The organism is Actinomycetota bacterium (assembly GCA_005888325.1).
Lineage (GTDB): Bacteria > Actinomycetota > Acidimicrobiia > Acidimicrobiales > AC-14 > AC-14.
On sequence record VAWU01000044.1, the window covers coordinates 1 to 6773 of the forward strand.

A 6773-nucleotide genomic window follows, 5' to 3' on the forward strand; every position below is an offset into this window, starting at 1 on the left:
GAGCTGGAACGAGCTGAACACCCGTGACGTCGAGGGCTCGAAGGCCTTCTATCGCGAAGTGTTCGGGTGGGAGCCGGTCACCCACGGCGAGGGACCGGGTGCCTACACCGAGTTCAAGCTCGATGGCGACAGCGTCGCCAGCATGATGCAGATGCCCGACATGGTGCCCGCGGACGTCCCGCCCCACTGGCTGGTCTACTTCGCGGTCGACGACACCGACGCTTCGGTCGCGAAGTGTGAGGAGCTCGGTGGCACCGTCCGGGTGCCGCCGATGGACATCGAGCCCGGTCGCTTCTCGGTGCTGGCCGACCCGCAGGGCGCGACCTTCGCGGTGATACGCCTGAGCCAGGCCGGCCAGTAGCCGTTCCATGGCGCACACGGCTTGACGACAGGAGACCCCGAGGTCCCTGACCAATTCCGCGGCGACGAGCCGATGCCGTTCGGCCCGAAGGTCGAGCCGCCCGCAGGAGCCGGAAACGACGACCGCCCCGCCGCGACGGCGGGTGTCGAAGCGTCGGTGTGCGAACATCAAGCCGTGGCTGACGAGCTCGAGCCGCCGCACCGGCTGACCTATCTGGTCAAGCAGTTGCAGGAGGCGTTGCGGGTGAGGCTCGACGAGATCACCCAACGGTTCGGCCTCACCCCGAAGCAGTACACCGCGCTGAGCGTGCTGGCGAGGCACCCCGGCATGTCGTCGGCCGCGCTGGCCCGGCTCACCTTCGTCACCCCGCAGGCGGCGAACGAGATGGTGACGACGCTCGAACGCAAAGGCTTCTTGGTCCGTTCGGTCGATGTGAGCAACCGACGGTGCCTCGAGGTGGGGCTGACGAGGGCCGGATCCACCGCGCTGGCGAAGTGCAACGCCCTCGTCGACCAGCTGGAGGCGCACGTGTTCAGCGGCGTCAGCGACGCGGAGCAGGCGCGCTTCCGGCGGATGCTCCAGAACTGTCTGCAGGCGGTCACGCCCGCGCGTTAGACGAGATTCTCACCCCTGCGCGACGCCGCACCACGAGCAGATGACCACCTCGACGCCGTTGCGCGTCCTCTTCGAGGTGAACAGGTGCGGCAGGGTGCGGCGGTAGTAGGCGCTGCGTCTCGGGCACACCGACTTCAGCGCTCGGCGGCGGGCGTTGCCGACAGGAGCTCGATCACGGAGCGGTGGCGGGCACGACCGCGATGGCGCGACGGGTGAGCGCGAAGTGCGTCATTTCGCCCGACGGTAGGGCGGCCCGTCCGCCTCGGTCAACGATCAGCGACGCTCAGCTGGCGGGCTCGAGCCCGAGGACCGCTCCCCGCCACCAGGACTCATCGGTGCCAACCGGGCGATGCCATGGAGCTGGCACGGGCGCGCAGCCACAGCACTGGCTATCGTCACGACGTCGGAGCAGCGTCGGGTGTCTCCTGCTGGGGTTCAGTCGTGACGCAACGGTGCCCTGCGTCGGCGAAAGGGGACCGACATGAAGCGTCGGGATCGTCGAAACGGCGGCCGCTGGGGCCGATCGGTGCTCGCTTCGCTGCTCGTCGTGGGTGGGCTCGGCGGCCTGGGCCTACCCGTGGTGGCGGCCACGTGCGTGTTGGAACCCCAGCTGCGCGCGATCACCGCCAACCAGGGGATCGGCTCGTATGCCACCGTGGCCCGGGGCAAGGAGACCCTGGTGCGGCTCTACCTCAGCCTGCCGTCGTGCGCGGCCAGCGGGTCGTCGATCAAGGTGACCGGCGCCAGCCTCACCGCCGACAACGGCAGCGGCGTCAAAAAGACCGTGAGCCCGTTCTCGCCGACGCCGACGAGCACGCCGGAGATCGTGGCCGCCGGCATGGCACCCGCCTTCGACTCCGACGGCGACCCGAAGTTCGTTCTTCCCGGCACCTACCTGGCGCCCAGCTACACGACCGCACGGTTCGACGTCACCTTCACCGCCACCGTCAATTACCAGGCGACGGCAAACTCGACGTCCTCGCCGGTCGTCAGCTCCAAGACGTTCGACAAACTCAGCGACTCGACCCCGCTGAAGGTCACGGTGGAGAGGAAGACCAACGCCCTCCGTCTTCTCGTCGTGCCGATGGGCGACGGCCACCAGACCTATAGCAGCCAGTTCGGCAACCTCGACAAGATCACCACACAGGACGGCCTCACCACCCTGGCCCGCCTGTTGCCGGTGCCAGACGGGACGGGCGACCTCACGTCGACCGCGCGCGGCGGCGTTCGGTACAGGATCGCGCCCACGCTGCTCGACCTGTCGAGCCTCATGACGGCGGGCAAGTTCTGTGGCAAGTCCACGACCTGGGGCGCGCTGCAGTCGCTGCTGCTCGGCTTCCTGTCGTCCTGGAACGCGGCCAACACGGCCAACCCCGCGGCGACCGCCGATCGGGTGCTGGGCGTGGTGTCGGAGAACATCAGCGTCGGCGGCAGCGGCGATTGCGTCGACGGCTACGCCACCTTCGGGGAGAAGCAGGCGTGGGTCCGGGCTATCGCCGACACTGCCTTCGCGCCGTCGAAGACGGGCGCGCTCATGGCCATGGAGATCGGCCACACCCTGGGGGCCGTGCCCCCCGATCGCGACGACGACTTCAACGTGCGTCATTCGCCCAACGTCGCCGCCGTGCCTTCCACCGCCCTCGCGCCGAACCGCGGCTACAACGTGGACAAGCGTGCGTTCGTGCCCAACGATCGCTCGGCGATGAAGGTTTCCCCTTCTGGAGCGTGGAACAACACCAACGTGCTGTTCGAGGCGGCCGACTGGGCATGGATCCAGTGTCAGCTCAGCAACACTGCCAGCACCGCTTGCCCGTCCCCGGGCAAGGTGGGCAGCGCCGTGGGGGTAGGGGCCAACCCCACCCTCACGATCACGGGCCGCACCGACGGCACCCGAGCGGGCACCGACGTGGTCGAGTCGGGTTTCGCACCCGGGGGTTTCGCACCCGGCGGTTTACTCACCGAACCCGATCCGACCAGCGTCTATCGCCTGGTGCAGCGCGACGGCGCCACCATCCTGCGCGACGACGGCGTGGAGGTGTCCTTCGAGGAATCCCAGCACGACGGCGGTGCGGTCTTTCTGGACAACCCTTTCGGTGTGTTCTCCGTCGCCTTCCCCTTCGACACCGGGGCCAACTCCATCGAGCTGTGGAACGGCACGCCCGACGGGCCGACCTCCGTGCTGCTCTACGCCCGCGACCGCACGGCGCCACCGACGCTCACCTCGGTCAACGCCCAGCCGCCCTCGACCGGCACGGCGGCCACCGAGCGGGCCAGCGTGAGCAGTGCTGAGGCGCAGACGACCTCCGGCAGCACCGGCGCTCAGCCGTCGATCAGCGCCGACGGCCGATTCGTCGCGTTTCCTTCAACCGCTACGAATCTGAGCGTCGAGGCCGACACCAACGCTCAGAGCGACATCTTCGTGCGCGATCGCCAGTCGGGCACGACCGAGCGCGTGAGCGTCAGCGACTCCGAGGCGCAGGCCACCGGCGGCCCCAGCACTGACCCGGTGATCAGTGGCGACGGCCGCTATGTCGCGTTCGTCTCCAGCGCCACCAACCTGGTCCCGGGCGACACGAACGGGCAGCCCGACATCTTCCTGCGCGACCGGCAGGCAGGAGCCACGGTCCGGGTGAGCGTGGCCACGGCAGGCACCCAGGCGAACAACCGCAGCATCCACCCGAGCATCAGCGACGACGGCAACCTCGTGGCGTTCACGTCGCTCGCGTCGAACCTGGTGACCGCTGACACCAACAGCACCGACGACGTGTTCGTCCACAACCTCACGACGGCAGTGACCGAGCGGGCGAGCGTCAGCACGTCGGGCACGGCGACGATCACGTCGACGACCGGCGCGGTCGTGGGGGTGGCGGCGCCGGTCTCGGTTCGACCGAACGCCGCCGTGAGCGACGACGACATCATCGCCTTCGACGAACAACCAGGGGACGCCCCGAGCGCACGTGCGCCTGCGGGTGGACTCAACGTCGACGTCACGAACGGCACGGCCGACCGCACCCATGCGCTGAGTCCCTCGACGATCCCGGCGGGGACGACGGTGAAGACCCATCTGCTGCATGCCGACCGCCCCAACAACCCGGTCGATTTCAAATCTTTCACCGGAACCGCCACCTTCGGCGCGGACATCTTGGGCGTGATCGTGCGGCAGAGCCGTTTGGAGGCAACCGACGGCTTGAGCTCGGTCGGAACGACGTACCCCGTCGCGAACGATCCACAGTTGCAGGGTCTGCGCGGTCTCGACTTCCCCACCGTTTCCACGAGCAACGACGCGGTGACGATCAGCGCGGACCGGCGGACGCTCACGGTGAACTTCGAGGTCCAGAACATCATGGACGAGGTGCGGGTGATCACCGAGGGAGACACGATCGAAGGCAACGGGGTGAGCGAGCGGCCGGATCTCAGCGGCGACGGGCGCTACATCGCCTTCGAGTCACTGGGCTCCAACCTGGTGCCGGGTGACACCAGCCTCCGCGACGTCTTCCTGCGCGACCTCCAGCTCGACGCCACCGAGCGGGTCAGCCTCACCGACACGTCCGGGGCGTCTGACGGCGCGAGCATGCAGCCCGCGGTGAGTCGGGGCGGTCGTTACGTGGCGTTCGCGTCCGACGGCTCCAACCTCGTCACCGCGGACACGAACGGCAGCCGCGACATCTTCCTGCGCGACCGCCAGGCGGGCACGACCGAGCGCGTGAACCTCACGAGCGCCGGCGCCCAGACGGGCGGCGCGACGCTCACCGCAGAGTGGCCGGCGATCAGTGACGACGGCCGCTTTGTGGCGTTCGTGTCGAGTGCCACCGATCTCGTGACGGGCGACACCAACGGCCAGCTCGACGTCTTCCGGCGCGATCGGCAGACGAGCGCGACCGCGCGGGTCAGCATCACCACCTCGGACGGCGAGGCGACGGGCGGTTTCAGCGCCGTGGCCAACGCATCGCACCTGAGCGCGGATGGCCGGGTGACCGTCTTCTACGCGTCCGCCACCAACCTGGTGCCCGGGGACAGCAACGGAGCCCAGGACGTCTTCGTGCGTGACCAAGCCCCGCCCGCGGTGGGCCAGCAGGCGATCACCTTGACGAGCAGCGACGACTTTCCCGACGACGTGCGGGCCGACCTGCTCTACACGTGTCCCGACGGCAGCGTCGACCCGGTGGCGGTCGGCGTGCGGCCGGAAGCCCTGGCCGGCGCGAGCGCTTCGTTCGAGCGGAACTTCGACGCCGCCCTCGCATGTGCCGGAGGCACTCTCAACGCGGCGCTGAGTGACGGCTTCACACGCACGACCCCCAACCCCGTCAACGAAATTCCTGTCGTCTCGGACCCGAAGCCACCCACCGCCGCAATCGAGACTCCGGGGCGACCCGCCGACCTCGTGTCCCCGTTCGACTCGGTGGCGCTCAAGGGCACGGGCAAGGACCCCGAGACCGGGGAGCTCACGGATCCGGCGGCGCTGGAATGGTTGCTCACCGCCCCGGGGGGCTCACCCGTGGTCGTGGGCAGCGGCGGCAACGTCGATCTGGCGTCGCCGACCGGCGGCTGGGCGCCCGGCACGTACACGGTGAGGCTGAAGGTCACCGACCCGGCAGGCAGCACCGGCATCGACACCAGCTCCTTCCAGGTGCGCGCCGTCTGCCACCAGCGGGTGTGTTCCAACGGCAATCCGTCGCTGCCCGGCGTCGTTCACCCGGTGGCGCTGTCGAAGGCCGTCAGCCTGCGCGTCAACAAGCCCGATCCCTGCTCGTCGAACTACGGCCCGACCTGCACCGACCCCGCCGGCTCGGCCACGACGGTGTCGGCTCCCGGCTTCGCCGGCGACCCGGGTGCCCAGTTCGAGGTGATGTTGTGTAACGCGCAAGCGTTGACCGAACCCAACGCCGATCGATCCGGCGGCGCGGGTGATTATCTCGGCGGCTGCGATTACGGCAACGGCGCCGGGCTCGGACCGCTGGGCGTCCCCAACAGCGGCAGCCTCACACTCGATGCCGGCGGCAACCTCCCGGGCAACGTGAACCTGGAGATGCCGGCGAACGCCACGCTCACGCCGTTCGGCGGAGGGGCGAGCACCGATCCGGCTGCGGTGTGCCCACCCACTGCCGCGCAGGTTGTGGCCGGATGGACGTGCATCGTCTACGCGGCCGAGTACGACGCGGCTAGCCCGGAGGCGCCACCCCGCGAGGCGTCGTACCGGCAGGTCTTCCTCAAGTCGCCGATACCCGCGATGTCGTGCGGTGGAGGCGCCTGCCCGAGCTCGGTACCCACCGGTACCTCGGTGACGCTCAATGGGGTGCAATTTCCCTGCAAGACCATTCAGCCCGACGATCCCACGACCACGACATACGACGGCTTCTGCAGCGCGGCCTGGACGAACAAGACGATCCTGTTGAAGCGCGTCTCGACCGGACTGATCGAAGGCGCGGCCATCGCGGCGACCTCTCAGGTCGGGAACCCGAACGGCACCTACACCATCACCTTCACCATGCCATCGGTCGCCGCGCCCGGAGAGACGTACAAGATCGTCCCCCACGCTCCCGCCTGCTCGTTCCCGTGCGAGAGCGGCGCGTTCAACGCGGCCGGAAGGTTCTTCCGGCACGCCTGACACCCGTCGGACAGAGCGGGCGACGAGAATCGAACTCGCGTTCTCAGCTTGGGAAGCTGATGTTCTGCCTCTGAACTACGCCCGCGATCGGGACGAACTTAGTGGGTCGGGCGCGAGCATCGGGCGCCGAGGGCCCACCTGGTCCCGGCACTAGCCTCAGCGCCCGTGATCCTCTCCGACCGGTCGATCCGC

At 69.0% G+C, this 6773-nt stretch carries 3 protein-coding genes and 1 tRNA gene; 3 read left to right on the forward strand and 1 reads right to left on the reverse strand.

Features of this window, described 5'->3' with window-relative positions; all coding sequences use genetic code 11:
* From E6G06_14740 to E6G06_14750, 3 genes are all read left to right on the forward strand, one after another.
* Window positions 1-361, forward strand: a 361-nt coding sequence (locus tag E6G06_14740) for a VOC family protein (protein TML89247.1), incomplete at its 5' end; no start/stop codon positions are given.
* 72 nt (window positions 362-433) lie between these two features.
* On the forward strand, window positions 434-976 hold the full coding sequence (locus E6G06_14745; protein ID TML89248.1) for a MarR family transcriptional regulator: 543 nt from the start codon (window positions 434-436) through the stop codon (window positions 974-976).
* Window positions 977-1457: 481 nt separating this feature from the next.
* Window positions 1458-6581 carry a hypothetical protein gene (locus E6G06_14750; GenBank protein TML89249.1) on the forward strand — a complete coding sequence of 1708 codons (5124 nt, stop codon included), beginning with the start codon at window positions 1458-1460 and terminating at the stop codon, window positions 6579-6581.
* A gap of 14 nt (window positions 6582-6595) precedes the next feature.
* Here E6G06_14750 and E6G06_14755 read toward each other — a convergent pair.
* A tRNA-Gly gene (locus E6G06_14755) sits at window positions 6596-6666 on the reverse strand.
* Window positions 6667-6773: the final 107 nt, after the last annotated feature.

What these genes read in the sequence shown, in the direction of transcription:
- E6G06_14750 (TML89249.1), top strand. Translation starts at nt 1,458, where the DNA reads ATGAAGCGTCGGGATCGTCGAAACGGCGGCCGCTGGGGCCGATCGGTG.
- E6G06_14745 (TML89248.1), top strand. Translation starts at nt 434, where the DNA reads ATGCCGTTCGGCCCGAAGGTCGAGCCGCCCGCAGGAGCCGGAAACGAC.